The sequence below is a fragment of the uncultured Thiohalocapsa sp. genome, assembly GCF_913063425.1.
Taxonomy (GTDB): domain Bacteria; phylum Pseudomonadota; class Gammaproteobacteria; order Chromatiales; family Chromatiaceae; genus Thiohalocapsa.
In genome coordinates this window covers 39,293-63,244 of the sequence record NZ_CAJXYK010000011.1, presented here as the reverse complement: position 1 = coordinate 63,244, position 23,952 = coordinate 39,293, and the positions used below count along the sequence as shown (strand labels likewise).

Annotated in this window: 26 protein-coding genes and 1 pseudogene; 11 read left to right on the top strand and 16 right to left on the bottom strand. The window is 69.8% G+C overall.

From position 1 onward, the window contains the following. Positions 1–142 precede the first annotated feature (142 nt). The 5 genes from QZ607_RS08285 (at position 143) to QZ607_RS08265 (ending at position 4,844) form a co-directional block, all read left to right on the top strand. Positions 143–1,189: a cyclopropane-fatty-acyl-phospholipid synthase family protein gene (locus QZ607_RS08285; RefSeq protein WP_295881768.1), complete on the top strand. Its 1,047-nt coding sequence runs from the start codon at positions 143–145 to the stop codon at positions 1,187–1,189. 179 nt (positions 1,190–1,368) lie between these two features. Beyond that, entirely contained in the window at positions 1,369–1,860 is a 492-nt protein-coding gene (locus QZ607_RS08280) for a hypothetical protein (protein ID WP_295881767.1), read from the top strand. 97 nt (positions 1,861–1,957) lie between these two features. Beyond that, positions 1,958–3,544 carry an MBOAT family protein gene (locus QZ607_RS08275; RefSeq protein WP_295881766.1) on the top strand — a complete coding sequence of 529 codons (1,587 nt, stop codon included), beginning with the start codon at positions 1,958–1,960 and terminating at the stop codon, positions 3,542–3,544. Between the two features lie 103 nt (positions 3,545–3,647). Further along, positions 3,648–4,532 carry a hypothetical protein gene (locus QZ607_RS08270; RefSeq protein WP_295881763.1) on the top strand — a complete coding sequence of 295 codons (885 nt, stop codon included), beginning with the start codon at positions 3,648–3,650 and terminating at the stop codon, positions 4,530–4,532. A 93-nt stretch (positions 4,533–4,625) separates the two neighbouring features. Further along, positions 4,626–4,844 carry a hypothetical protein gene (locus QZ607_RS08265; RefSeq protein WP_295881760.1) on the top strand — a complete coding sequence of 73 codons (219 nt, stop codon included), beginning with the start codon at positions 4,626–4,628 and terminating at the stop codon, positions 4,842–4,844. A gap of 19 nt (positions 4,845–4,863) precedes the next feature. Here the strand turns inward: QZ607_RS08265 and QZ607_RS08260 are convergent, their stop codons facing one another. The 13 genes from QZ607_RS08260 to hemB form a co-directional block, all read right to left on the bottom strand. Further along, positions 4,864–5,382: an inorganic diphosphatase gene (locus QZ607_RS08260; RefSeq protein ID WP_295881757.1), complete on the bottom strand. Its 519-nt coding sequence runs from the start codon at positions 5,380–5,382 to the stop codon at positions 4,864–4,866. Positions 5,383–5,402: 20 nt separating this feature from the next. Then, complete coding sequence (locus QZ607_RS08255; RefSeq protein WP_295881754.1) at positions 5,403–5,666, bottom strand: transcriptional antiterminator, Rof; 264 nt, start codon at positions 5,664–5,666, stop codon at positions 5,403–5,405. Between the two features lie 12 nt (positions 5,667–5,678). After that, positions 5,679–6,575, bottom strand: coding sequence for a class I SAM-dependent methyltransferase (locus QZ607_RS08250; RefSeq protein WP_295881752.1), 897 nt, complete (start codon positions 6,573–6,575; stop codon positions 5,679–5,681). Then, positions 6,568–7,647 carry a glycosyltransferase family 4 protein gene (locus tag QZ607_RS08245; protein WP_295881750.1) on the bottom strand — a complete coding sequence of 360 codons (1,080 nt, stop codon included), beginning with the start codon at positions 7,645–7,647 and terminating at the stop codon, positions 6,568–6,570. The genes QZ607_RS08250 and QZ607_RS08245 overlap by 8 nt, the downstream gene beginning before the upstream one ends. Before the next feature lie 39 nt (positions 7,648–7,686). Then, positions 7,687–8,091, bottom strand: coding sequence for a 6-carboxytetrahydropterin synthase (locus tag QZ607_RS08240; protein WP_295881749.1), 405 nt, complete (start codon positions 8,089–8,091; stop codon positions 7,687–7,689). Between the two features lie 205 nt (positions 8,092–8,296). Further along, entirely contained in the window at positions 8,297–9,286 is a 990-nt protein-coding gene (locus QZ607_RS08235; protein WP_295881747.1) for a zinc-binding alcohol dehydrogenase, read from the bottom strand. A 123-nt stretch (positions 9,287–9,409) separates the two neighbouring features. Then, positions 9,410–10,198: an FkbM family methyltransferase gene (locus QZ607_RS08230; RefSeq protein ID WP_295881745.1), complete on the bottom strand. Its 789-nt coding sequence runs from the start codon at positions 10,196–10,198 to the stop codon at positions 9,410–9,412. Positions 10,199–10,200: 2 nt separating this feature from the next. Then, positions 10,201–12,045 (bottom strand): glucans biosynthesis glucosyltransferase MdoH, encoded by a 1,845-nt coding sequence (mdoH, locus tag QZ607_RS08225; protein WP_295881743.1) that lies wholly within the window; start codon positions 12,043–12,045, stop codon positions 10,201–10,203. 244 nt (positions 12,046–12,289) lie between these two features. Continuing rightward, entirely contained in the window at positions 12,290–12,829 is a 540-nt protein-coding gene (locus QZ607_RS08220) for a hypothetical protein (protein WP_295881742.1), read from the bottom strand. A 181-nt stretch (positions 12,830–13,010) separates the two neighbouring features. Then, positions 13,011–13,703 (bottom strand): hypothetical protein, encoded by a 693-nt coding sequence (locus QZ607_RS08215; RefSeq protein WP_295881740.1) that lies wholly within the window; start codon positions 13,701–13,703, stop codon positions 13,011–13,013. A 78-nt stretch (positions 13,704–13,781) separates the two neighbouring features. After that, complete coding sequence (locus tag QZ607_RS08210) at positions 13,782–14,657, bottom strand: NAD(P)-dependent oxidoreductase (RefSeq protein ID WP_295881738.1); 876 nt, start codon at positions 14,655–14,657, stop codon at positions 13,782–13,784. 67 nt (positions 14,658–14,724) lie between these two features. Further along, positions 14,725–15,558 carry a shikimate dehydrogenase gene (gene aroE / locus QZ607_RS08205; RefSeq protein ID WP_295881735.1) on the bottom strand — a complete coding sequence of 278 codons (834 nt, stop codon included), beginning with the start codon at positions 15,556–15,558 and terminating at the stop codon, positions 14,725–14,727. 108 nt (positions 15,559–15,666) lie between these two features. Continuing rightward, positions 15,667–16,683: a porphobilinogen synthase gene (gene hemB, locus QZ607_RS08200; RefSeq protein WP_295881732.1), complete on the bottom strand. Its 1,017-nt coding sequence runs from the start codon at positions 16,681–16,683 to the stop codon at positions 15,667–15,669. Between the two features lie 251 nt (positions 16,684–16,934). Here hemB and QZ607_RS08195 point away from each other — a divergent pair, with 251 nt between their 5' ends. Next, a complete protein-coding gene (locus QZ607_RS08195) occupies positions 16,935–17,324 on the top strand; it encodes a thioredoxin domain-containing protein (protein WP_295881730.1) in 390 nt (129 codons plus the stop codon). Positions 17,325–17,405: 81 nt separating this feature from the next. Further along, a complete protein-coding gene (locus QZ607_RS08190; protein ID WP_295881727.1) occupies positions 17,406–18,131 on the top strand; it encodes an ABC transporter substrate-binding protein in 726 nt (241 codons plus the stop codon). On the opposite strand, the gene QZ607_RS08185 is transcribed toward QZ607_RS08190, so the two are convergent. Together QZ607_RS08185 and leuA are read right to left on the bottom strand one after the other, a co-directional pair. Beyond that, positions 18,104–18,523: a hypothetical protein gene (locus tag QZ607_RS08185; protein ID WP_295881724.1), complete on the bottom strand. Its 420-nt coding sequence runs from the start codon at positions 18,521–18,523 to the stop codon at positions 18,104–18,106. The genes QZ607_RS08190 and QZ607_RS08185 overlap by 28 nt on opposite strands. Before the next feature lie 316 nt (positions 18,524–18,839). Further along, the gene (gene leuA, locus QZ607_RS08180) at positions 18,840–20,543 is read right to left on the bottom strand and encodes a 2-isopropylmalate synthase (RefSeq protein ID WP_295881723.1); all 1,704 of its coding nucleotides are present in this window, start codon (positions 20,541–20,543) and stop codon (positions 18,840–18,842) included. A 657-nt stretch (positions 20,544–21,200) separates the two neighbouring features. Between leuA and QZ607_RS08175 the strand changes: the two genes are divergently transcribed. From QZ607_RS08175 to QZ607_RS08160, 4 genes and pseudogenes are all read left to right on the top strand, one after another. Further along, positions 21,201–21,431 carry a ribbon-helix-helix protein, CopG family gene (locus QZ607_RS08175; RefSeq protein ID WP_295881720.1) on the top strand — a complete coding sequence of 77 codons (231 nt, stop codon included), beginning with the start codon at positions 21,201–21,203 and terminating at the stop codon, positions 21,429–21,431. After that, positions 21,415–21,654, top strand: a pseudogene (locus QZ607_RS08170) (type II toxin-antitoxin system RelE/ParE family toxin); the annotation flags it as partial. The gene QZ607_RS08175 and the pseudogene QZ607_RS08170, both read left to right, overlap by 17 nt. Positions 21,655–22,057: 403 nt before the next feature. After that, the gene (locus tag QZ607_RS08165; protein ID WP_295881718.1) at positions 22,058–22,519 is read left to right on the top strand and encodes an Lrp/AsnC family transcriptional regulator; all 462 of its coding nucleotides are present in this window, start codon (positions 22,058–22,060) and stop codon (positions 22,517–22,519) included. Positions 22,520–22,943: 424 nt separating this feature from the next. Continuing rightward, positions 22,944–23,345 (top strand): hypothetical protein, encoded by a 402-nt coding sequence (locus QZ607_RS08160; RefSeq protein WP_295881716.1) that lies wholly within the window; start codon positions 22,944–22,946, stop codon positions 23,343–23,345. A gap of 266 nt (positions 23,346–23,611) precedes the next feature. Here the strand turns inward: QZ607_RS08160 and QZ607_RS08155 are convergent, their stop codons facing one another. Continuing rightward, a complete protein-coding gene (locus QZ607_RS08155) occupies positions 23,612–23,914 on the bottom strand; it encodes a DUF3240 family protein (RefSeq protein WP_295881714.1) in 303 nt (100 codons plus the stop codon). Between the last annotated feature and the right edge of the window lie 38 nt (positions 23,915–23,952).

Sequence of the window (23,952 nt, the reverse complement as noted above, 5' to 3'; positions counted from 1 at the left end):
ACAGGGTGCGCGCTGCGGGCGCGGATCAGTGGCCGCCAGACCGCCCTTGTCAGAGTGCAACCGGCGACCGGACGGCTTGCAAGTTTTCGCCTTGGACAACACTTGGACAACAGCCAAAATAACCGACGACACGGGAGCAGACATGCCGATTTCCGAAGCCAGAATCCTCGACTGGGTGGAGCGCGGCCGGGTGCCGGACCCGGTGGTGCGTGCCGGCATCCGCCAGCGGCTCAAGAAGATGGTCGACGAGCTGCCCGGTGCCGAGCCGGAAGCCGCCTGGGCGCACAAGCGGGACTTCCTGGCGCTGATGGACGCCGCTCCCGTCGCGGCGGTGCCGGATCGCGCCAACGAGCAGCACTACGAGGTCCCGGCGGCATTCTTCGACATCGTGCTCGGCCCGCGGCGCAAGTACAGCTGCTGCTTCTGGCCTGAGGGCGTGGATGACCTCGACGCCGCCGAAGCGGCCTCGCTCGCGGTCACCGCCGAGCGCGCCGGCATCGCCGCGGGCCAGGACGTGCTGGAGCTCGGCTGCGGCTGGGGCAGTTTCAGCCTCTGGGCCGCCGAGCGCTTCCCGGGCAGCCGCTTCACGGCAGTGTCCAACTCTGCCTCCCAGCGCGAATTCATCGAGGCCGAGGCCGCCCGCCGCGGCATCTCGAATCTGTCCGTGATCACCGCCGACATGAACACCTTCGACACCGATGGTCGCTTCGACCGCATCGTCTCGCTGGAGATGTTCGAGCACATGCGCAACTGGCGCGTGCTGTTCGGGCGGGTCAACGGCTGGCTCAAGCCCGGCGGGCGTTTTTTCATGCACGTGTTCTGCCATCGCGAGCACCCTTATCCTTACGAAGACACCGGGCCCGAGGACTGGATGAGCCACTATTTCTTCGCCGGCGGCATCATGCCGAGCGACGATCTGCCGCTGCACTTTCAGCAGGATCTCAAGCTCGTGGACCGCTGGCGCTGGAACGGCCGCCACTACGAGCGCACCCTGAACGCCTGGCTCGCCAAGCAGGACGCCGCGCGGGAGCGCATCATGCCGATCCTGGCGCAGACCTACGGCGAGGAGCAGGCAGGGCTGTGGTGGATGCGCTGGCGACTCTTCTTCATGGGCTGTGCGGAGTTCTTCGGCTTCCGCGACGGCTCGGAGTGGTACGTGGGGCACTACCTGTTCGAGCGGCCGGCATGAATCGGCCAGCGCCGGCGTTCCCCCAACCGTATCACGAGCGACCCCCGATGACTGCGCTATAGTTGCAGCGCGGTGGCGGTGGCCGTCGCCGCCTGAAGCAATGACGACCTGGGGGAGCCATGCGCGCCGGCCGAGCAGCCCGTACCGCCTTATCAGCCCTGTCGGCGGCAGCCGTCGCGATGGCCGCCGGCTGCGGCGGCAACCGGGCCGAGCGGGACTACGACCTGCTGTTCACGAACGTCGAGCCCATCCAGTACGCACGCATCCTCTGCCGCGGCATTCCGATGCAGGACCAGCACACCTGCATGACCTCGGTGCTCCAGCACTATCACGACACGCGCTGGGACGAGCCGGACCCGAGCGAGGTCACGGGCGGACCCTTCGTCGTCGTCTTCGCCGATGACCTGTACCGCGGTGCCTATGTCTCCAACCCCTTCATTTCCGCCTTCACGGTGAGCAACGGCGCCGACATCTGCCGCGGACGCTACGATGCCTTCGCCGGCGACACCCGGGCGGACTTCCATGTGCGCTGCGACGACGGCAGCCGCGGCCTCGCCAACATCATCCTGGACGTGGACGGCCGCAACGGGGTCGGCCGGCTGGACCTCGACGACGGCCGCCGCGCCCAGATCGTCTTCGGGCATCGCGCTGTCGGCGGCGACTTCCTGTAACTCAGGGTCGTGAGCCTCAGCCTCGTCGTCGCCGCCGGATCAGCTGCAGGACTCCAAAGGACGCCACGGGCGCGACACGCGCCGCAGGACACCCACGATGCTGTTCAATTCCTTTGCATTCCTGTTTGCTTTTCTGCCGCTGACGCTCCTCGGCTTCTTTTGGATAGGCCGACTCGGGCACGAGCCTGCCATTGCCTGGCTGATACTTGCCTCACTGTTCTTTTATGGCTGGTGGAACCCGGTCTATGTCCCGCTGATCATCGCCTCGATGCTGGTCAACTTCGGGATCGGCCGGCGCATTGGCCGCGACCATCAGCACGCGCGCAGGGCCGGCGCCCGAGCGCTGCTCGTGCTCGGCATCACCTTCAATCTAGGTCTGCTCGGTTGGTATAAGTATGCAAACTTCGGGGTCGACACCCTGAACACCGTACTTGGAACCGACCTTCATCTGCAGCAGGTGCTGTTGCCTCTCGCCATCTCCTTTTTTACCTTTCAGCAGATTGCTTACCTGGTGGATGCTTACCAGGGTATCACGCGGGAGTACCGCTTCTCTCACTATCTGCTTTTCGTCACTTTCTTTCCCCAGCTCATTGCCGGTCCTATTGTCCACCATAAGGAGATGCTCCCCCAGTTCCCACGCCGGGAAGCGCTGCAGCCACATGTTGCCAACATCGCTGTCGGCGGCACCATTTTCGTTATGGGTCTTTTCAAGAAGACCGTACTTGCCGATGGCATCGCTGTTTATGCAACGCCCGTGTTCGACCGCGCTGCCGCCGGCGACACACTCACCTTCTTCGAGGCCTGGGGCGGCGCGCTCGCCTACACCTGGCAACTCTACTTCGACTTCTCAGGCTATTCCGACATGGCGATTGGTGCGGCAAGACTGTTTGGTATCCGCCTGCCGCAGAACTTCCACTCCCCCTACAAGGCCACCAGCATTGTCGAGTTCTGGCGCCGCTGGCACATGACCCTGTCACGCTTTCTGCGCGACTATCTTTACATCCCGCTGGGTGGGAACCGGCATGGACCAGTCAAGCGCTATCGCAACCTGTTCCTTACCATGCTGCTGGGTGGACTCTGGCACGGAGCCGGATGGACCTTCGTCATCTGGGGCGCACTGCATGGGCTCTATCTCGTCGTCAATCATGCCTGGCAGCGGCTCTGGGCTGTCATCGCTCCTCGCCCGCTGGTACCCGGAGCGGTCGCACGGCTGCTGGCCTGGTCCATCACCTTCCTCGCGGTGGTGGTCGGCTGGGTCTTCTTTCGTGCGGCGGACATGGATGCAGCGCTGCGCATGCTTGCGGCCATGTGCGGCATGCATGGCGTGGCCCTACCCAACGCCATCGCCGTGAGCCTAGGCGCCCTCTGGCCTGTACTGTCCGCGTGGGGCGTGGGAACCTACCTGGGCGGCGGCACGGACTTCGCGCTCACCTGGGCCTGGGTGCTCGCGCTGGCCCCCATCGCGCTGATGATGCCCAACTCCATGCAGATCATGGCCCGCTTCAAGCCTGTGCTCAAGCTTTATTCCGGCGACGATCGCCATGAACTGCGCCTGCTGCCCATGCATATGCAGTCTCTGCACTGGCGCCCCACAGCGCCTGTCGGCATGGCGACGGGTGTCTGCGCCGCCCTCGCCATCTTGGCCATGAGCCGTGTCTCGGAATTCCTCTATTTCCAGTTCTGAGTGCGCTGCGCACCGGCCCCACGCAGTTTACCCGCGATTCCTCGTCGCGGCTGGGCTGGGCGTTGTTCTGACGCTCGGGCTCAGCTTCGTCTGGAACTGGCTGGTGGACCCGTACGGTATGTTTGGTACGCCGCGCATCAACGGCTTCAACGCGCTCAAGCCCGCCGCCGGCGCACGGATACGCTACGCCAAGCCCTACTATGCAGACCGCCTGCGGGCAACTACCGTCATTGCCGGCAACTCCCGTCCGGAGGCCGGCCTCGATCCGCAGAGCGCCTGCTGGCCGGCGGCACGGGAGCCTGTCTTCAACGCGGCGGTGCCCGGCGCCAGGCTGGCATTGCAGATCGCCTACGCCGAGCATGCAATGGCGACTGGGGAAGTGACGCAGGTCCTCTTGGGACTGGACTTTATGGACTTCCTGGTGGAGCCGAGGGCATCGCCGAAAGCGCCTGCTGCACACCAGTTCTCCCACGTCAATCTCCGGGTGGGCACGAGCGGCATGGACAATCCCGGCTACGCTCGCCGGCGTGCGGCCGAATGGTTCCAGGCCCTGGCTTCGCTCGCGACGCTCTCGGACGCCGTGCAGACGGTGCTGAGACAGGGCGAGGATCATGTCACCACCCGCCGCGCGGACGGCTTCAATCCGGGACGTGACTATGTCGCGATCGTCCGCCGCGAGGGCCAGGCGGTGTTGTTTCGGCAAAAGAACAGGGAGCTGGTCACGCGGCTCCGGCGCCGCGACGATGCCATCTTCCAAGACGGCGTGCAGTGGTCGAGCGTGTTCGACACCCTTGAGCGGTTTCTCGACCGTGCCCGTGCGCAGAACGTCGACGTCACCCTGTTCATCAACCCGTATCACGTCGATTACTTCACCGCGATCAGGGAAACGGACCGCTGGCCGCAACTGGACGCCTGGAAGATGACCCTCTCACGGATCGCCCGCCGCCAACGGGTGCCCCTCTGGGACTTCAACGTCATCAACGCCTAGACGACGGAAGCCCCGCCGGACCCAGGTGACCGCCGCCGTACCGTTCAGGCCTTTTGGGAGCCCGCCCACTATCGTCCAGAGTATGGTGACCTGATGCTGTCGGCAATGCTCGGCGCAAATTGCGAACCCAGCCTGGCGCCGCCGCAGCGGTTGGGCATCAGACTCGACGAGGGCGCCGTGGCGCCGCACCTGCGCTCGCTGCGCAGTAACCTGGATGCTCAGCTCGCCCGCGATAGGGCGGCACTCGCCCGCATTCGCTGCCTTATTGATCGGGCTTCCATGGACGGTATCTGCAGCAGCCTTGGGCTTTAGAGCAACGCCGATTGATCGGCTAGAACGGCACCGGCGGTCCGTCCCATTCCAGACATGACCGGGGTCGCGAGCAGCGCCAGGCGCGCTCTGCGCTGACCCAGGCGCTCACACGGGTGCGCCCCGGTCGCCCGCGCCACAGATTCAGGAGCCCTTTGGCGAAGCCGTAGACGCGAAAGCAGGCGAGGGCCACCCATCTCGCACCCTCGGCGCTGCGCGCATCCAAGGGGATGCTGGTGCAGATGAGCTTGTCGTCGAAGAGCCCGCGATCCTGAAATCGCACGGCCCCGCAGGCAAAGGCCGCCACCACGCTGCCGGCGGGCAGCCGCGGACCGAGCAGCACGGCGTCGAGCAGGTCGCCTTCGAGCCCCACCCGCTCGCGGATGCTGCCGTAGTTGAACGGACAGGGCAGCGGTGAAAGAAAATCGAGCCGCCCGGTGGAGCCCACCTTGCGGAAGCTGCCGCGTGGGATCTCGATGGTGACGGTCACCGGCAGCGCCTCGGGCGGGCGCGAGTCCAGCGATCGGGAGCGGATCGACACGGGCTTGGCTCCCAACCGCTTCAGGGCCCGCCGCCGGCCGGACCCACGCCGTCGGCGGGCTCCGCGCTCAGGATCCAGTCCAGTCGCAGCCGCCGCTCGCCGCCGTCGGCCGCACGCACCAGCAGCCACTCCGCGGCATCGGCGATACGGATGTCGACGGGCAGCGCCACGAGCACGCCGCCGCCGCCCGCATCGCTCAGCGCGATGCGCAGCCGCCGGCGCTTCAGGATCGCGAGCTCCAGCGCCTCGTGCCGGGCGCAGGCGATGGGCACGTACTCACGCATGGGCTCGGCGCCTCAGGGCAGCGCCACCAGATCCAGGTGGCCGATGCGCAGCACCGAGGTGCCGGCGTCCACCCAGGCGAGCCGCGCCGTCAGCCAGGCGTCCAGCCCCGCCGCCGGACCAGCGCCCTCCCCGGCTGCCAGCTCCGCCGCCGCCTGATGCCAACCCGTCAGCAGCGCGCGCTGCATCGGGGCGTCCGTGGGCCCGAGCACCCAGTCGCTCGGTGCCACCTCCACCCGCCAGCCGAGCGCCCGGCAACGCGCTGCGGCATCGTCCGCCGCCCTCGGCCCGAGGGCCGGGCCGAAACCCTTGTCGGTGCGCTGATGACGGTTCACCAGATCGATGACGGCGGCATCCAGCGCATGCGCCGGTGACAGCGAGCAACGGCCGTCATAGCTCAGCGCGAACAACAGGCCGCAGCCCGCGTGCCGGCAGCGCGCCAGCAGCCCTTGCAGCCAGGGACCGGACACCAGGTCCAGCAGCGCCGAGGCGGTCACCAGCCCCGCCGCCGGCAGCGGCAGGTCGGCGAGGGCCGCGTGCAGATCCAGGCGCTGCACGTCCACCTCCGCGCGCCAGCCGGCACCCTCGAGACAGAGCCCATGGGCTCGCGGCGTGCAGCACAGGTCGGTCGTCTCGGCCCAGCGGGCGGTGCGCGCCGGCAGCCGCGCCAGCAGCGCCGCGTCCTGGTCCACACAGCACCAATGCTGGCGCAGGTGTCCGGTGCGGGCCAGCAGGGGCGCCAGATGGCGCAGGTTTGCCCCGGTGCCGCAGCCGAGGTCCAGCACCTCCAGCACAGCATCGGCTGCCGTCGGCAGGGCCCGGAGGTGCTGCACCAGCCGATCCGCCCGGGCCGCGGCATCCGCCGGCGCCCGCAGCGCGAGCCAGTCGTCGCTGAATTTGAGCTCAGGCATCGGCCAAGGCCGCTGCAAAGCGTGCCGCCGCCGCAGGCCAGTCCGGCAGCCGTGCCCGCGCCCGGGCAGCGCCGGCGGCAAGGCGGTGGCGCAGCCCGGCGTCGGTGAGCAGCCGGTGCAGTGCCTCGCGCAGCGGCGCCACATCGCCGGGCGGCACCAGGACCCCGGCATCAGCAGACACAGTGTCCGGGATGGCGCCGCCGGTGGTGCCCAGCACCGGCAGGCCGTGGGCCAGGGCCTCGGCGAAGGCCATGCCGTAGCCCTCGAACAGGCTCGCGAGCACGAAGACATCCGCACTGCGGTAGCAGCCGGCGAGGTCCGCGGCGCCGAGCTCCCCCAGCAGGCGCACCCGCCCGACAAGCCCAAGGGTCTCGATGCGACCTGCCAGCGCCGCCACCGTCTGCGGATCGCGGGTCAGGCTGCCCACGCAGTCGAGTCGCCAGTCGAGCGCGCGGAGCTGCCCCAGGGCCTCCACCAGCAGCTGGTGCCCCTTGCGCGGCGTTACACTGCCGACACAGAGCAGCTGCACCGGGCCGCCGCCGACGGCGCTGCCCGCGGCGGACGGCGCCGGGTCCGTGCCCGGCTCCACCACGCGCACCCGCTCCGGCGGGACCGCATAGTCCGCCAGCAGGCGGGCGGTGTGGGCGCTGGTGACCAGCACGCGGCTGGCATGGCGCAGGGCGCGGGCTTCGCTGGCGTGCAGTCGCTCCGCGGTCGCAGCGTCCAAGCCCGTCTCCAGCGCCAGCGGATGGTGCACCAGCGCCACCAGGCGGAGCCGCGCCGCGTGGCGGGCGGCGAGGTCCGGCATGGCACCGAACGCGAGCCCGTCCACCACCACCAGCGCCCCCTTCGGGAGGCCCGCCAGCAGCACATCCGCGGCCGTGAGCGCCGCTGCCGACGGCTGCGGGAAGCTCGCATCCAGGTTGTGCACGCGGATCAACCGGCCCTGGACGCGCAGCGCTTCGCACATGCGCCTGTCGTACAGCGTACCGCCGGTGACGGCATCCAGACTGCCCGGCAGCAGCAGGTGCAGGGCGTCGGGCTGGCTCTGGGCAGTGGGCCGGTGGGACATTGGGCCGGGCGGGGACATCAGGCGCGGGCGGCCGGCGCGTCAGCCGCCGAGGGCGCCCTCGTAGCTGGCCCAGGCGACATGCGACTCGGCCAGCGTGATACGCATCGCACTGAGCCCGGTGGCGCCCGGCCCCAGGTCGCCGGCGGCGATACGCGCGGCCATGCGCTCGAAGATGGCCCGGGCGAGGTACTCCGTGGTGGTGTTCTGCCCGGCGAAGTCCGGCTCGTCGTCCAGGTTGCGGTAGTTGAGCGCGCCCAACACCTCGCCGAGCACGGCCGCGGCCTTGCCGATATCCACCACCAGGCCGTCGGCGTCCAGCGCCGGGCGCTTCAGCTCGCAATCCACCACATAGGTGGCGCCGTGCAGGCGCTGCGCCGGGCCGAAGATCTCGCCCCGGAAGCTGTGGGCGATCATGATGTGGTCGCGGACGGTCAGGCTGTACATGCGTCACTCCAGACAGAATCAGGCCCTCAGCCTACCGGCAACAGCAGGTCCATGGCGAGCACCAGCAACGCGCGACACCCAAGCGCGCCAGCATGGCATCGGGATGGGGATCGGGATCGGGATCGGCTGCGACAGGGTCACCCAACGCCCCACGGCTCCCGCGTCAGCGCACCGCAGCCCCACCCCAGGCGGACACGGGCCAGGATCACCCGTACCGAATGCGCTGGGTCAGGGTCCCGCCGGGCTGCGCGGCGAGCCGCGCCTGCACCGCGGGCAATTCCCCGAACCCGGCCTCGTCGGTAATCAATGCATCCAGGACCGCGGCCGCGGACTCCGCCAGCAGCGACAGCGCCAGCGCCAGCCGCCGGCTGTGGTCCCAGCGCGGGCGCTGGGCTGCTGCGACGCTGCCCACCTGCGAGGACACCAGCCGCAGCCGGCGCTGATGAAAGGCCTCCCCCAGCGACAGGGTGACCGGCTTGGCGCCGAACCAGCTGAGCTCCAGCACCGTCGCCTCGAAGCCGGCGAGACCGAGCGCCGTGGCGAGGCCCGCCGGGTTGCCGCTCGCATGGATCACCAGGTCCGCATCCGCACTCGCCCCCTGCGGCATCCGGAACGCCGCCCCCAGGGCTTCGGCAATCGCCGCCCGGGCCGGATCGGTGTCGATGAGCTCCACGGCGCAGCCCGGCATACGGGCAGCGAGCCAGGCCACCAGGCAGCCGAGGGTGCCGGCACCGACCACCGCAATGCGGTCGCCGATCCGGGGGGCGGCGTCCCAGAGCCCGTTCAACGCCGTCTCCAGATTGGCGGCGAGCACGGCGCGCCCGGGCGGCAGCGCGGCCGGCAGGGGTGTCACCGCCGCCGCGGGCACCTGGTAGATGTCCTGGTGCGGATACAGGCAGTAGACCAGGCGCCCGTGCAGGTGCGAAGGCCCCGCCACCACCTCGCCGACGCTGATGTAGCCGTACTTCACCGGCGCCGGGAAGTCCCCCGCCTGGAAGGGCGCGCGCATGCGCTGGTATTCGCTCGGCGGCACCTCACCCCGGAGCACCAGGCCCTCGGTGCCGCGGCTGATGCCGGAGAAGCGCGTCACCACCCGGACCCAGTCCGCCGGCAGCGGCGGCAGGTCTTCGCTCTGGATCTCGCCCCGGTTCGGTCCCGTGACCCAGAAGGCCCTTGCCCGTGTCGTCTCCGTCATGGTGCTTAGCTGTGCAGCCGTCGGACGGCGCGTCGGGTGGAGAGGAGAAGCGCATCCACCAGCGGCCGCGACGGCGGATGCGCTCTGCCCGATCTCCGAGCCATCTCCACCCGAGGTGTTTTCTCAACCCCGCATGGCATAGATGTCGCCCGAGTTGGCATGCGCCGGCAGTGCATCCAGCCAGGCCCGCATGCTGGCCGCATCGGTCCAGCCGGCGTGCAGCAGGCGCTGACTCTCGCCGAGCGCGGCGTTGAACCTGGAGGCGCCGAGCCGCCGGCACTCCGCGAGCGCCGCGCGGGCCACGGGCCGCTGGATGGTGGTGAACTCGAAGGAGAAGGCCGTCGGTGCCAGGCTGAGCCCCTTCAGCACCTGATCCTCGTAGCCTTCCACATCGATTTTGATGAAGCGTGGCTCACCGAAACGGGCAATCAGGGCATCGAGGGTGGTGACGGGCACCCGCACCTGGCGCTCCCAATGCTGGCCCTGCCAGGCGCTGTCGACGGCGGCGGCATGGATGAAGTCGCTGGATGCCGTGCTGACGGTGGGATTGTCCAGGTTCAGGTGCAGGTCAATGCTGCCGGGCGCGGCACCGACCGCCGCCTGAACGACGCTCACCCTGCGGTCCCGCGCGTACAGGAGCCGCAGCAGCTGCGCCAGCAGCGGCTGCGGCTCCACCGCCACCACGCGCATGCCGAGCCGGCGGAAGCTCGCCACCCGGTCGCCCACATGGGCGCCGATGTCGAACACCAGGTCGCCGCGTCCGGCGAAGCGCGCATGCATGCGGTCGAGGGCACCGCGGCGGTGCGGCCGGTGATAGATGCCGATGGAGCGCAGCACACCGAGCAGGCCGCGCAAGGCCGCCGGCAGCCGGGGGCGGGCGGCCCCGCTCGGGAAACGGATGGACGGCGGCATGCTCAGTCTGCGGGCTCGACAGCGGCGTCGCCGAGCCGCTTCGGGCTCCGGCGCGGGGGCATGGGCACCGCCGGCAGATGCAGTGCTGCCACCGCGGGCGCGGGTACCGTCTCTTCCGGGATACGCCACAGACCGATATGGGCCAGGAAGCGACCCAGCGCGGGCACCGACGTCAGCACGGCCACCGGCACGGCAATGAGCGCAATGCCGAAGAAGGGCGAGAAGAACAGCGCGCCGGGCGGGCTGAGCCAGGCAAACCAGCCGACACCGACGGCACCGAACAGTGTCTGCGGCCACAGCCGGCGCAGCGCCGCCAGCGGCCGGACCCAGTGTACGGCGCGCCGCTGCGCGCCCCAGACCGCCGCGCGGCCGAAGGCGAGGCCGCCGATGAAGGCCGCATGCCCCACCGCCAGGATGGGCGCCATGACCACGGAGAAGGCCATATCCCCGAGGGCGCCCGCCAGCAGCCGCGGGGCACCGCCGAAGCGCAGGCGCTGGTCGCGCTCCAGTGCCACCTCCAGCAGTGCTGCGACCTTGGGTGCAAAGGCCATCCCCATGCTCAGCAGAAACACCGCGAGGCCGGGCCCTGGATGGAACGTCGGCCCGTTGTCCAAGGCAAGCGGCAGCGCGAACAGCAGCATCAGCAGCACCCAGGCGGTGGAGCCGATGAAGCCGCCGGTGGCGAGCAGCAGATTCATCCGGCTCACCGGATGCAGACCGGGCCAGCGCAGCAGCTTGAAGTACTGCATGTTGCCGTGGCACCAGCGCAGGTCCCGGCGCAGGTACTCGGTGAGCGTCGTCGGCGTCTCCTCCCAGCTGCCGCTCTCCAGCAGCATCACCCGCACCTCGTAGCCGGCCCGGCGCATGAGCGCTGCCTCCACCTGGTCGTGGCTCAGCACCCAGCCGGACAGGGGTCCCCGGCCCGGCAGCGGCGGCAGATGGCAATGCTCGATGAAGGGCCGCAGGCGAATCAGCGCGTTGTGGCCCCAGTAGGGCCCCACGTCCTGCTGCCACCAGGCGTTGCCGGCGGTGAAACCGTTCATCAGCATGCGCATGCCGAACTGCAGCGGCCGCGCGAAGGCGCTGGTGGTGGGCAGCCCCGCCATCAAAGACTGCAGGATGCCCAGCTGCGGGGCCTGCTGCAGGGTGCGCACCATGCGCAGGATGACGTCCGCCTCCATCAGGCTGTCGGCGTCAAGCACCAGCATGAAGTCGTGCCGGTGGCCCCAGCGCTCGCAGAAGTCCCGGATGTTGCCGGCCTTGAAGCCGGGGTTGTCGGCACGCCGCCGGTAGGTGACGGCCATGCGGTCGTGCCAGCGCTCGGCGAGCTCGGCGATGCGCGCCTCCTCTGCGGCAATGACCTCCGGCCAGTGGGAGTCGCTCAGCACATAGACGTGGAAGTGCCCGGCCACGCCGGAAGCCACCAGCCCCTCGATCATCACGTCCAGGTTGCGGCCGACGATGGCCGCGTCCTCGTTGCGCACACAGGCGAGCAGCGCGGTGCTGGTGGTGATGGGGCTGCGGTCCGTGGCCTCCACCAGCGGCGGGCACAGGGCGCGCGCCAGGTCAGGGCTGCTGCGCGCCAGCACCAGACCGATGACCGCGTTCCAGAAGGCGATGGCGTTGAAGGGCACCGTCAATGCGAACAGGGCCGTAATGGCCAAATCCAGGCCGCCGAAGCCGCCGGCGGACAGGGTCCAGATCATGAGCCCAACGGCCACCAGCAGGGTTGCCGAGACCAACAGCAGAAACATTTGGCGACGGCGGCGGACGGGCACACCGACGGCAACAGGGGACACCGGGTCGGCTGCTGCACCGACCGCGGAGGGGGGCTGCGGTCTTCGCATGGGATCAATCCTGCACTCAGATGGGAAACTGCATGGGGCGTCCGTCGCAGCAGCAGCCTGCGGCTCTGCCGGGCGGGCGAGCGCCCGCAGGCCCCGACTCCCGAGCGTTATGAGGAACATCCCTAATATTGCAAGCACAGCATGGTGACGAGCGGTCACCCGGCAGCGACCACTGGACCCGCCGCGCAGCACCGTGTCGCCGCGCGCGTGGCATCTGACCCCGGCCCGGCAGTGCCGGCAGGCGTCAAAACTGACCGGCGGAAATCTCTTCGATGGGGATGAACCGCGCCGGCATGTCCTCGGGCACCCCGTCCACCCACATGCGCCCGGCGCGGTAGTCGCGGCGCACATGGCTGCGCCCGCCGCGCGGGCGGATGATGGTGATGTCGTCGGTCTGCAGGCCGAGGGCGCCAAAGGTTGGGTCCCAGCCGATGACGACGCGCACCGCCTTGGTGACGCGACGACGCTCCACCCAGCTCAGCTCCAGGAGCCCGTCGGCGGTGATGGCCATGTCCACCACGGCGGCGCCGATGTTGCCGCTCAAGCTGCTGGTGCACTCCACGCAGGGCAGCAGGCCCGGCGCCAGCGGACCCCGCCGCCAGCCGCCGTCCGGTCTGCCGAAGACAACGAAAATGCCGCGGGCGCCGCGCGGATAGGCCGGGTCGTCCGGCGCCGCCTGCCGACGCTCCACCAACACGGCCAAATCGTCATAGGGGTCGTCGTCAAGTCGCCCGCTCACCACGCGCACCGGCGTCCACCAGTCGCTCGGCAGCCAGTCGCTCACGCGCGGGGGCAAAATCACCGCATCAGTGGCGGGCGGCTGTGCAACGGCCCCAGGCACCGCGACGATGCAGGCGATGATCAGCGTGACGAGCAGAGCGCCGCCCGCGACCGAAGGGCGCGGGAGACGGCGCGGCGGGGCGCAGCATGGCATGCGCGGCGCCGCGGTCATCGGCCCTGCGGCGTCAATGCGCACGCCCGGCCGCGTTGGCCCCTTCAGCTCTCCGGCGCAGGTGCTCAAGCCGGTGCCTGAGGTCGCCAACGGCCACACCGCGCTCGCTCAGGCGCCGGTGCAGCGCATCCGCCTCGTCCACGATCACCGCGAGCTGCTGCGCGGCGAAGAGCTCGCAGGCCGCGGCAAGCTCGGCCTCGTCCGCGCTGAGCAGGGCAGGCGTCAGATCCTGCGGGCGGATGGGGCTGTCCGGGTGCAGCAGGTCCACCACCAGGGGCTGCTCCAGCAGGCGGAAATGGATCTGCCGGGCGGCGGCCTCGTCGGCGAGCTCCTGCTGCGCGGTGGGGTCGTCGCCCACGTGGCGCAGCAGGGTGCGCATGATGACGTCGATGAGCTTCGCCAGCGCCTGTTTCAGCTCGGACTGGTCCTCGGGTAGGCCGCAGGCCTGCTCGTAGTGGCGCTCCAGGTCTGCCTTCAGCGCCAGCACCGGGTCGCTGCCGGCGTCAGGCGACAGGTCCACCGCGCGCTGCACCAGCTCGCGAAAGGACGCCGTAAAGGCCTCCAGCTCCTCGTGGTCCAGCCGCTGCGCCTCCAGCAACTGCTCCGGTGCCACCTCCTCCGGCGGCCAGGCAAACAGCGGATTCAGGTGCCGGCGGCGCAGATGGCGCTCCCGGCGGCCAGGGTGATGCGTGAAGGGGAGGTCCATGGGGAAGGGCTGAGGGCTGAGGGTTGAGGGCTGAGGGCTGAGGAGAGCGTGACTCGTGGCAACGCAGAGGCCGCGCAGTCAGCTCCCGGCGCCCGGTGCCTGAGTCAGGGCTTCGTACAGCGCCGAATAGTCGGCGTCGCCGTATCCGCTTTCAATGGCCCTGTCGGCCGCCGTGACCACGGCATCGAGCAGCCCGGTGTCGAGTCCCGCCTCGCCCATGACGCCCTGCATCAGCCGCACGTCCTTGAGCAGATGCTTGAGTGGGAAGTTGGCGCCGGCATAGTCGTGCTGGAGGTACTTGTCGAGCTTTTTGTCGAAGGTGGGCGCATAGAGCGCGCTGCCCCGCAGCACGCCCATGAACTGCTCCACGTCCAGCCCGGCCCGGCGAACCAGCCCGAGGCTCAGGGAGAAGGTGGCGGTAAGCCCGGCGATGAGCTGGTTCATGGCGAGCTTGAGCGCCGCCGCCTGGCCGATTACGCCGATGTGGCGCGGCTCATGCGACAGCGCCTCGAAGACGGGCAGGCAGCGCCGGTACAGCACCGCGTCACCGCCCGCCATCACCAGCAGCTTGCCGGCGCGCGCCTCGGGCAGACTGCCGAGGACGGGTGCCTCCAGGTAGGCCGCGCCGGCGTCGGCCACGCGCGCCGCCAGGGCCTGGCTCTCCGTCGGGGCGATGGTGCCCATCTGCACGATGGTGCGCCCGGCGAGGGCGGGCTCGGTGTCCGCAGCGAAGAGCGTCGCCTCGATGGCCGGCGCATCGGCGAGCAGCAGCAGCACGAGGTCAGCGTCCGCCAAGGCCGCGGCGGCGGTGTCCGGCAAGCGGATGCCGACTGTGGCGAGCGGGGCGGCTTTGCCTGCGGTGCGGTTCCAGGCGCTCACCGTGAAGCCCTGCTCCTTGAGCCGGATGGCAATCTCGCTGCCGAGCAGCCCGGTGCCGAGGACGCTGATCTGCATGGGAAACCTGTTCTGGAAGAGCCCGCTCTCTCGCGTCTATTCTACGTGGTGCGGCGCGCGGTAGGGCTCAACCGCTGCCGGACGGCGCGCTGCCCGGGCGGAGCATCGCGATGACGGCCTGCGTGTCCGGCCGCACACCGCGCCAGAGCCGGAAGGACTCAGCGGCCTGCTCCACCAGCATGCCGAGGCCATCCAGACAACGCGCGGCACCCTGGGCCTCGCCCCAGCGGCAGAAAGGCGTGGGCGCATCGCCGTAGACCATGTCGTAGACCCAGCCGCCGGCGGCCAGGAGCCCCTCCGGCAGCGGCGGCACCTCGCCATGGAGGCCGCTCGATGTGGCATTGACGGTGAGGTCGAAGCGGCGCCCCGTGAGCTGATCGAAGCCGCAGCTCTGCACTTCCCCCGCGGCGGTCGCGGCGAGCTCCTGCGCCTTGGCCACGGTGCGGTTGGCAATGGTCAGTGATCCAGGATCGGCCTCCAGCAGCGCCCCCAGCACACCACGGGCCGCCCCGCCGGCGCCGAGCAGCAGCACCCGCTTACCCTCAAAGTCAAACCCCTGGTTGACGGTGAGATCGCGCACCAGCCCGACGCCGTCGGTGTTGTCGCCGCGCAGGCGCCCGTCGTCCAGCACGATGATGGTGTTCACGGCACCCGCCGCTTCGGCGCGCTCGCTGCGATCGGCGAGCAGCGCCCAGGCCTCCTGCTTGAAGGGCACGGTGACATTGAGCCCGCGACCGCCGTCGGCGACGAAGGCGCGCACATCGCCCGGGAAGTCCTCCAGGCTGCCGAGGATGCGCCCGTAGTCCATGCGCTGCCCGGTCTGCCGGGCGAAGGCCGCGTGGATCGCCGGCGACTTGCTGTGGGCGATGGGGTTGCCGATGACGGCGTAGTGATCAGTCATCGTGGTATCGAGTGTCGGCGGGCGAGTTTCGAGGGGCGAGGGGCCGGGTCTTACGGCGAGTCGTCCGCGCGCTGGGCGCCTCGCTCCTCGCCCCTCGCAACGCGAAACTCATTCACCATTCAACCACTCCGCCGCCTGCTTGGCATAGTAAGTCAGGATGCCGTCGGCGCCGGCGCGCTTGCAGCCGGTCAGCGCCTCCAGCACCACCGGGCGCTCGTCCAGCCAGCCGTTCTGGCTCGCGGCCTTGAGCATCGCGTACTCGCCGCTCACATGGTAGACGAAGGTCGGCGCGCCGAAGCGGTCCTTGACCCGCCGCACGATGTCCAGGTAGGGCATGCCGGGCTTGACCATCACCATATCCGCGCCCTCGGCGAGGTCCAGCGCCACCTCGTGCAGGGCCTCGTCGGCGTTGGCCGGGTCCATCTGATAGGTGTACTTGTTGCCGCCGCCCAGGTTGGCGGCCGAGCCCACGGCGTCGCGGAAGGGCCCGTAGAAGCTGGAGGCGTACTTTGCGGAGTAGGCCATGATGCGGGTGTTGACGGCGCCGGCCGCCTCCAGCGCGGCGCGCACCATACCGATGCGCCCGTCCATCATGTCCGACGGCGCGACGATGTCCGCGCCCGCCTCGGCATGGGAGACCGCCTGCTGCACCAGCACCTCCACGGTGGCGTCGTTCATCACATAGCCGGCGGCATCGATGAGCCCGTCCTGGCCGTGGGTGGTGAAAGGGTCCAGCGCCACATCGGTCATGACGCCGAGCCCGGGCACCGCGTCCTTGAGTGCGCGCACCGCCCGCTGTGCGAGGCCATCCGCGTTGTAGGCCTCGCGGGCGTCCTCGGACTTGGCCTGAATCGGCGTCACCGGGAACAGCGCCATGGCCGGCACGCCAAGCTTGGCGACGGTCTGCGCCTCCTCCACCAGCAGGTCGATGCTGAGCCGCTCGATGCCGGGCATGGACGGCACCGGCTCGCGCTGGCCGCTGCCCTCCAGCACGAAGACCGGATAGATGAAGTCGTCAGGCGTCAGCGTCGTCTCGCGCATCAGGCGGCGCGAGAAGTCGTCCCGGCGCATGCGGCGCATGCGCGTGGTGGGGTAGGCGGCGCGTTGGGTGAGAACGTCGGTCATGGTGCCCCCGCGTGGTTCTGGGCTGTGGCGAGCCGCCAACCATAGCGCATCGGACGCCGGAGCCTCCACCCTCGGCGGCGCGCGACGAACTGCGCAGCTACGCCGATAATCCTGACTGTTATATAGGTGATTCCCTTAGACAATCGCGTAATATTCTGACAGACGCTGCGGCGCCTGCACCGCGGCTGCTGAAAATCAGGCAAAGAGCCTCACCATCGCGGGCCACGCCACACACTCCGGATGTTGCCGTCATGCTCTTCAACACCCCCGCCGCCAGTCCTTATGCCTTCGATGTCGACCATGCGCACTTCGAGCAGGAGGTGGTCGCGGCCTCCCGGGAGCAGCCCATCCTCGTGGACTTCTGGGCCGAGTGGTGCGCGCCCTGCCACCAGCTCACACCGCACCTGAACCGCGTCATCGACGAGCTCGACGGCGCCGTGCGCCTGGCCAAGGTGGAAGTGGACGAGGGCGAGAACATGAAGCTCGCGGGCCATTTCCGGCTGCGCGGCTTCCCGACGGTGATCCTGTTCCAGGACGGCAAGGAATGCGGGCGCTTCAGCGGCTCGCGCTCGAGCCATCAGGTGCGCGAGTGGCTGGTGGCGCATCTCGACGCCGGGTGCTGTGGAGGTGCCGCCGCCTGAGGGGCACCGTCGCCGCTCGGGGCTGGTAAGCCGTCAGAACGCCTCGAAGCCTGCGATAGGCACCGGCTGAGCCTGCACCTGATGCCGTCGGCCGCAGAATCCTCCCGACCGCGCGCCCTGCCCTCCCCGGCTTTATGGCTGCTCACGGGCGCGGCGGTCATCCTGCTGATTGCCGCCGCGCTGGAACCGACCCTCCCGTCTCCCCCAGCAGCACCGGCGTCTGCAACCGCAGGCAACGCGACCACAACGGAGATCGATCCCGCCGCCCCCCTTGCGGCGGCGGAGCGGGCGGCGGCCGATGTCGCCCGCGCCGTCACCGCCGCGGGTAACGCTGCCAATCCCGCCGCACTGCGCGCCGTCACCGAGCCACTGCTCCGCCACCTCGACCTGCCGTACATCACATCACTGCTGCTCGGGCGCCACTGGGGCTGCGCCGACCCGGGGCAGCGCCTGGTCCTGCAAGGCACGCTGGTGGAGTATTTCATCGCGCGCCATGCCCCGGCATTGCGGGATCTGCGGGGTTGGCGACTGCGTGCGCTGCCGGACCAGGTCCGGCTGTCACGGGGGACGTACCCGCGGGCGCGCGTGCCCGTGCTCGTTGCCGCCGACGGCCTGCCGGGGCTGCGCATGGAGCTGCACCTGCGCCGACGCGACGGCGTCTGGCGGCTCTACGACGCCTCGCTGTTCGGCGTCGGCCTCATCGGACTCAAGCGGCCGGTGCTGGACCGACTTGCCGCCGGGCATGGGCTCGACGCCCTGGTTGCCCTGCTGCGACAGCCTCAGCCGGAAGCGGCGCCCGCGGGATGACCCACGCGCCAAGGCCCGAGCGGGTCGGCGTGGCGGTGGCCATCGCCGTCGGCGCGGCCGTGGCGCTGTTCATCGCCCGCCATGTCTGGCTGCGCGACACCAAGGTGCTCGCCGATTGGTCCTGGCTGAGCTGGGCAGTCTTCGTCGCGCTGGCCTTCGGCGGCATACCGCGCATCGCGAGCCTGCCCGAGTCGAAGGCCGACGGGCGCAGCCGTCAGGACGCGGCGCGGGCGCATGACGACGAGGCGCTGACCCTGCGCCGCGCACTGGCGGATGCCGCGCCCGGCGACGTCGAGCACCAGCAAGCGCTCGCCGTGTCCCTGAGCCGGCTCGCCGACACCGGCGCGCCGCGGGACGACATCGGAGATCATCTGCTGGACGACGCCCCCCATGGCGCTCGTGTCCTATCGCGAAGAGCTGGCCATTGCCGAGCGACGACACGCGGCACTCCCCGACGACCCGGAAGTCAGCTTCGCGCTGGGTTGGGCGCACGAGCGCGTCGGGCGGGCGCAGCTGCGGCTCGGCCAGCACGCCGCCGCGCTGACCGCCTTCGACAGCGGGCTCGAAACAGCGCAGGCGCTGCTTGCCCGCTGTCCGGACGAGCCCCGGTTCGCGAACCTGGTCGGATACCTGCTGCGCCAGCGGGGCCTGGCGCAATGGCATCTTCAGCGCCTCGGCGCCGCCCGCCGCTCGCTGGCGGCCGGCGCGTCAGGCCGCGGCCATCGGCGCACCGGCGAGCGCGTCCGCGGGCTCAGCCGCTGCTGCGGCACCGTTCAGCGCCGACAACACCGCCCGCAGCGACGCACCCACGGTGTCGCGGTCAATGGCAGCACCGGGCACCTGCCGGCCGTCGATGTCCAGCAGCACATAGGCCGCGGCCTCGGCATCGGTGCCGGCGCCGATGGCGTGCTCCTGGTAGTCGGCGATCTTCACCTCCACCCCGAAGGCCCGCTGCCAGGCATCGGCGAAGGCGGCGATGGCCCCGTCGCCCGTCCCGGCAATGGCCTGCTCAGCGCCATTGGCGACGATGCGCGCCTCGATGCGGTCATGGCCGTTGCGACTCAGCCGGTAGCCGGCGAGCCGCACCGGTGCATCGGCGCCGTCGTGGACGAAGTGCTCCCGGAACAGCGCGTGGATGCGCTCGGCGTCGATGACGCCGCTGCGCTGCTCGCTCTCGCGCTGCACGATGGGCGCCAGCGCCTGCTGCAGCCAGCGCGGCAGATTGAGGCCGTAGTCGCGCTCCAGCACGAAGGCGATGCCGCCCTTGCCGGACTGGCTGTTGACGCGAATCACGGCCTCGTAGCTGCGACCGATGTCCGCCGGGTCGATGGGCAGATAGGCCACCTGCCAGGGCAGGTCGTCGGCGGCGCGCTGGTGGCGCAGAGACTTGCCGATGGCGTCCTGATGGCTGCCGGAGAAGGCGGTGTACACCAGCTCCCCGACCCAGGGGTGGCGCGGACTGCAGGCGATGCCGGTGCAGCGCTCGGTGACCGCGATGATCCGGTCCGGGTCCGAGAGGTCGAGCTTCGGGTCCACGCCCTGGCTGTAGAGGTTCATGGCCACCGTGACCAGGTCCATATTGCCGGTGCGCTCGCCGTTGCCGAGCAGCGTGCCCTCCAGCCGGTCGGCGCCCGCGAGCAGGCCGAGCTCAGCCGCCGCCGCGGCCCCACCCCGGTCGTTGTGCGTGTGCAGGGACACGATGACGGCCTCGCGCCGGTCCAGATGCCGGCAGAACCACTCCACCTGATCGGCAAAGACATTCGGGCTCGCAGACTCCACCGTCGCCGGCAGGTTGACGATGCAGGGGTGCTCGCGCGACGGGCGCCAGACATCCAGGACGGCATTGACCACCTCGACGGCATACTCGGGCTCGGTCTGCGAAAAGCTCTCCGGCGAATACTGGAAGGTCCAGTGGGTGCCCGGGTACTTGGCGGCCTCGCGCTGCACCAGCTCGGCACCGCGCACGGCGATGGCCTTCACGCCTTCGCGGTCGGCGCCGAAGACCCACTCACGCTGCACCGGCGAGGTGCTGTTGTAGACGTGCACGATGGCCTGGTGGACACCGTCCAGCGCCGCGAAGGTGCGCTGGATGAGGTCCTCCCGGGCCTGGGTGAGCACCTGGATGGTGACGTCCTCCGGGATCTGCCGCTCCTCGATGAGCCAGCGCACGAAGTCATGGTCCGGCTGGCTCGCGGACGGGAAGCCCACCTCGATCTCTTTCACGCCGATGTCCACCAGCAGCTGCCACAGCTCGCGCTTCTGCGCGACGCTCATGGGCGCCAGCAGCGCCTGGTTGCCGTCGCGCAGGTCCACGCTGGCCCAGCGGGGCGCGTGCGTGATGGTGCGGTCCGGCCAGCTGCGGTCTGCGAGCTGGACGGCGGGTGCGGGGCGGTACTTGCGGTGGTCGAACATGCTTCGGCCTAAGGGGTTGGAGAATTCGGGGTTGGCGGCTCCGGCCCGCGCCGGGTTGCGGTCGCGGGATTGAAGCCACTGGAGCGGGCCTTTGCCTTGTGGGTCTGGCCCCGTGCCGGCTTGTGGCCGACGATGGATAGTCTGCGCGCACCGGCCGGGCAGATGATTGCGAATATGCCGAATGGATGCGCTTACTTAGCAATACCCTGTCGCCTTCAGCGCTTCATGCGCAATTTGAGCGGCACCCGGAAGATGCGCGGAGTACGAAGTACGGAGTACGAACGTCAGGAGATCGGCCCCAGCCACCAGCCACCAGCCACCAGCCCCGAGGGCTAAGGCCAGATGAGCGCAGCGCATCCGCCGCTTGGCGCGCCATAACGCATTGATCGCTCAGCCAATCCGCGATCGGCCCAAGGGCGTCCAGAGACCAAATCCGATGCCATCGACGAATGCTTGACCAATCTCTGCGCAGTGTCACGCCGCTCCCGGCGCTCTGCGCTCTGCGGACGTTGCCGGCAGCGCGAGCGGACCGGGGCCTTGCTGCCACGCGGCGCGCAGCGCCGCAGGCAGGCGGATCACTGAGCATGCCGCTGAACGCGGGCGGGAACGCCCTGCGCTACACTCGGGCCATCGGCTCACCCTCGCGCTCGCCACCCCATGACCAACCTCTCCATCGACATCCCCGGGGAGCTCGCCGAGCGGCTCACCAGCCTCAGCGCCGAGACCGGCCGCAGCGAGGCGGACATGATCGCCGAGGCCCTGGCCGAGTACCTGGGCGATCTCGAGGACCTCGCCATCGCCAGGCAGCGGCACGCGGCGTTTCTGGCGAGCGGCGAGCGGACCAATTCGCTGGACGGAGTGGAGCGGGAGCTTGGCCTGGACTACTAGATTTGCCGACCGCGCCAAGAAGGAGCCGGCGAAGCTCGATAAGCCCGTCGCCGCAAGCATCGCGGCCTATCTGAGCCGTCACATCGACGAGGCCGCCGACCCCCGCGCCGTGGGCGAAGCCCTGCAAGGCTCAGACCTCGGCAGCTGGTGGAAGTACCGCATCGGCAACTGTCGCGTCATTGCCGAAATCCAGGACCGACAGGTTCGGATGCTGGTGATCCGCGTGGGGTACGGCCTCGATGCCTCACCGCTCCGTCCAAACAGGACTCGGATCAACCGAAGACGGAACCCGACGCCAGGCGGTAGTGCATACGCGCACGCGGTGGCTGACGGCAGACCCGGATTCCGCCTCGCTGCATCCGGGCTACAGGCTGCCACCGGAGAGTTGATCCGGCGCGCCCCACGCAACGGCCGCTCGGTTGCTGTCAATCCAACGCGTCCCACCAATGGCGCACGGTCGTCGCGCAGCCACCCGCGCGGGCATCGAGCCCGTGCAGGTGGCAGCCGACTGGAAGTCGGCGCCCCCGGGCGCCGATGGCATCGGGACATGGGTTTGCAGTCTTGTGGGCATCGGTCTCGCTCTCGCCGACAACCGCCAACTCCTCCACGATGGCCGGAGCCACAGCATGCTCGACACCTACGACAAACGCATCCTCGACATCCTCCAGCAGGACGGCCGCATCAGCAACCAGGACCTGGCCGACCGCATCGGGCTGTCGCCGTCGCCCTGCCTGCGGCGCGTGCGGGCGCTGGAGGAGGCCGGAATCATCGAGGGCTACCGGGCGCTGCTGAGCGCCAAGGCGCTGGGGCTGAACCTCATCGCCTTTCTCAGCATTGCTATGGACCGGCACACGCCGGAGCGCTTCGCCAACTTCGACGCCCAAGTGGCGGCCATGCCGGAGGTGCTGGAGTGCTTCCTGATCACCGGGCGCGATGCGGACTACCAGCTGAAGGTCATCGTGCGCGACATGGACGCCTACCAGGACCTGTTGCTGAACAAGCTCACCCGCATCGAAGGGGTCAGCGGCGTGCACTCCAGCTTCGTGCTGCGGCGGGTGGTGGAGCGGACCACCTTGCCGGTGGGCTGAGGGGTGCCGGCGGGTCACACGGGGGGCTGCTGGAAGGGGCTGTGCGTGGGCCTGCCCAGGTGGCGCATTGCACGCCACATTCCCTGGCATGCGGGACCGGGCAGCGCTTGGGCGTAGGTCGAGGCAGCGACAGCGTCACCTGAGCATCAGCTGGATACGGGCTCGCGGTGTCGGGTTACGCTGCGCTGACCCGACCTACCCTGCTCTGTCCTTGCGGTGTCGGGTTACGCTGCGCTGACCCGACCCACCAATACCGGCCCAGACCTGCCCCGAGCTCGGCGCATCTGTCCGGGGGGCGGCGTTTGTCGCCTGCCCGCAGCCGCGTTCAGCCTGGTTTCAGCTTGCCGCACTAAGCTTTGGGTAAGGCTGCCTGCAACCGCTCGCAGGCAGACACCAGGTGCCGACCCGGCAGGAGCGCAAGCCCATGAAATCCAATCGACAGAACACCGCCATCGCCGCCATGCTCGCCGGCGCCATGAGCCTCAGCGGCGCCGCCTGCGCCGGCCAGCCCACCGCTGCGGGCGGCGACGACCTCGCCGTACAGACCTCCGCGACAAGCCACTTCGAGATCACACGCGTGCGGGTGCAGCAGGACGCGGACGCCATGAGCGTCAGCGGCGACATCGCCAACCAGCTGCCGCTCCGTGGCATGATCCCGGGCCGGGTGGAAGTGCAGGTCATCGGCCCGGACGGCACCATCCTTGCCACGGACAGCACCGACCCTATGAAGCGCAACCGCCAGGCCCGCTCTGCGCATTTCTACATCCGGCTCCCGGTGGCGGCGCCGGCGGGCAGCCGGGTGGAGATCGCCCACAAGATCGGTTAGCGACGGTTCGGAAAACAACCTGAGCACGGTCGGGCGGACCTTGCTCAGGTATTTGGCGAAGCGCATCCGCCGCCTTGGCTTGCGGTGGATGGGCTTCGCTTGTCCGCCCGACGTCCCTTGGCTGGCGCTGGATGCGCTGCGCTTAGCCACTCCACATCGCTGCATCACCAGGTCGCTGATCCGGCATCTGCGCGGGGTCAGCAAAGCGCAGCGTGACCACCGAGCGCGCTGCGCATCCTGTCCACCCCGCGCCACGACCATCCCCCTCAATCCAGCCGCCCGGCGCTCAGCACCGGCACCAGCCACCAATGCAGGCCGGTGCCGGCGAAGGCGCCGGCGAGGTCCGCCAGCAGCCGCTCCGCCACCGGCTGCGGCAGCTCCACCATGAACAGCACCCGCCGGCTGCGCCCAGCCACCTGCTCGGCCAGGGTCATGGAGTGCTCAGAGGAGCCGTGGCCCGCCACCGGCAGGCTGGAGAAGCCCGGCACGTCGTCGCGCTCCAACAGCCACTCCGCCAGCGCGTCCTCCAGCGCCGCGGGCACGATGAGATGCAGCAGGCAATCGGTCATCATCGGTCCTCGGGGTCGGACCCGAGGGCAGCTCCCCG

What these genes read in the sequence shown, in the direction of transcription:
- QZ607_RS08285 (WP_295881768.1), top strand. Translation starts at nt 143, where the DNA reads ATGCCGATTTCCGAAGCCAGAATCCTCGACTGGGTGGAGCGCGGCCGG.
- QZ607_RS08280 (WP_295881767.1), top strand. Translation starts at nt 1,369, where the DNA reads ATGGCCGCCGGCTGCGGCGGCAACCGGGCCGAGCGGGACTACGACCTG.
- QZ607_RS08275 (WP_295881766.1), top strand. Translation starts at nt 1,958, where the DNA reads ATGCTGTTCAATTCCTTTGCATTCCTGTTTGCTTTTCTGCCGCTGACG.
- QZ607_RS08265 (WP_295881760.1), top strand. Translation starts at nt 4,626, where the DNA reads ATGCTGTCGGCAATGCTCGGCGCAAATTGCGAACCCAGCCTGGCGCCG.
- QZ607_RS08255 (WP_295881754.1), bottom strand. Translation starts at nt 5,666, where the DNA reads ATGCGTGAGTACGTGCCCATCGCCTGCGCCCGGCACGAGGCGCTGGAG.
- QZ607_RS08250 (WP_295881752.1), bottom strand. Translation starts at nt 6,575, where the DNA reads ATGCCTGAGCTCAAATTCAGCGACGACTGGCTCGCGCTGCGGGCGCCG.
- QZ607_RS08245 (WP_295881750.1), bottom strand. Translation starts at nt 7,647, where the DNA reads ATGTCCCACCGGCCCACTGCCCAGAGCCAGCCCGACGCCCTGCACCTG.
- QZ607_RS08240 (WP_295881749.1), bottom strand. Translation starts at nt 8,091, where the DNA reads ATGTACAGCCTGACCGTCCGCGACCACATCATGATCGCCCACAGCTTC.
- QZ607_RS08235 (WP_295881747.1), bottom strand. Translation starts at nt 9,286, where the DNA reads ATGACGGAGACGACACGGGCAAGGGCCTTCTGGGTCACGGGACCGAAC.
- QZ607_RS08230 (WP_295881745.1), bottom strand. Translation starts at nt 10,198, where the DNA reads ATGCCGCCGTCCATCCGTTTCCCGAGCGGGGCCGCCCGCCCCCGGCTG.
- mdoH (WP_295881743.1), bottom strand. Translation starts at nt 12,045, where the DNA reads ATGCGAAGACCGCAGCCCCCCTCCGCGGTCGGTGCAGCAGCCGACCCG.
- QZ607_RS08215 (WP_295881740.1), bottom strand. Translation starts at nt 13,703, where the DNA reads ATGGACCTCCCCTTCACGCATCACCCTGGCCGCCGGGAGCGCCATCTG.
- QZ607_RS08210 (WP_295881738.1), bottom strand. Translation starts at nt 14,657, where the DNA reads ATGCAGATCAGCGTCCTCGGCACCGGGCTGCTCGGCAGCGAGATTGCC.
- aroE (WP_295881735.1), bottom strand. Translation starts at nt 15,558, where the DNA reads ATGACTGATCACTACGCCGTCATCGGCAACCCCATCGCCCACAGCAAG.
- hemB (WP_295881732.1), bottom strand. Translation starts at nt 16,683, where the DNA reads ATGACCGACGTTCTCACCCAACGCGCCGCCTACCCCACCACGCGCATG.
- QZ607_RS08195 (WP_295881730.1), top strand. Translation starts at nt 16,935, where the DNA reads ATGCTCTTCAACACCCCCGCCGCCAGTCCTTATGCCTTCGATGTCGAC.
- QZ607_RS08190 (WP_295881727.1), top strand. Translation starts at nt 17,406, where the DNA reads ATGCCGTCGGCCGCAGAATCCTCCCGACCGCGCGCCCTGCCCTCCCCG.
- QZ607_RS08185 (WP_295881724.1), bottom strand. Translation starts at nt 18,523, where the DNA reads ATGGGGGGCGTCGTCCAGCAGATGATCTCCGATGTCGTCCCGCGGCGC.
- leuA (WP_295881723.1), bottom strand. Translation starts at nt 20,543, where the DNA reads ATGTTCGACCACCGCAAGTACCGCCCCGCACCCGCCGTCCAGCTCGCA.
- QZ607_RS08175 (WP_295881720.1), top strand. Translation starts at nt 21,201, where the DNA reads ATGACCAACCTCTCCATCGACATCCCCGGGGAGCTCGCCGAGCGGCTC.
- QZ607_RS08165 (WP_295881718.1), top strand. Translation starts at nt 22,058, where the DNA reads ATGCTCGACACCTACGACAAACGCATCCTCGACATCCTCCAGCAGGAC.
- QZ607_RS08160 (WP_295881716.1), top strand. Translation starts at nt 22,944, where the DNA reads ATGAAATCCAATCGACAGAACACCGCCATCGCCGCCATGCTCGCCGGC.
- QZ607_RS08155 (WP_295881714.1), bottom strand. Translation starts at nt 23,914, where the DNA reads ATGACCGATTGCCTGCTGCATCTCATCGTGCCCGCGGCGCTGGAGGAC.